At 44.5% G+C, this 519-nt stretch carries 1 protein-coding gene; it reads right to left on the minus strand.

What is annotated here, in order from left to right; translation table 11 throughout:
- Positions 1-519 (minus strand): TolC family protein (locus RM549_RS19415; RefSeq protein WP_311687774.1); only part of this gene is annotated, 519 nt, incomplete at both ends.

Genomic DNA, 519 nt, shown 5'->3' on the forward strand with positions numbered 1-519 from the left:
TTGTAGAGTTCAACGTTTCGTACTGCGTCCACGTAATCGCGATACAACTGCTCAAGCTTTGTCTCCAATTCATTCTCCAGGTTTTCCTTTTTCAACTGCACTGCCTCTTGCTGCAGAATAGCTTCCTGGCGCATGGCTTTATACTTATTTCTGTAAAGCGGCACCCGTATTCCTACTTGTGGAAAAATAAATGCGTCCTGACCATTGTCTGGCAGTGCCATAGCCGGGTCTAAATCTGTTCTTGAAGCAATATTGGTATAGGTCCCCCCAAGAGTAAAAGATGGTAAACCCATTTTTTTGGCTACAGTGAGCTGCTCTTCGAAACTCCTCGCCTGATGTTCGAGTTGTTCCAGGCGAGGGTTCTCAGCTAAGATCATTTCCAGAAGTATACTCTTTTCATTTAGAAGCTGTTCCTCCCAAAGACTGTCAGGGAACCCAAGAGGCTCTTGTAGTTCTTCATTTAGTAACTCCTCGAACTCTGTAAGCAGAGGAATCCTGCTGTCCTTTAAATATGCTAGT

Origin of the sequence: Autumnicola patrickiae (assembly GCF_031846525.1) — a bacterium.
Classification (GTDB): Bacteria; Bacteroidota; Bacteroidia; order Flavobacteriales; family Flavobacteriaceae; genus Autumnicola; species Autumnicola patrickiae.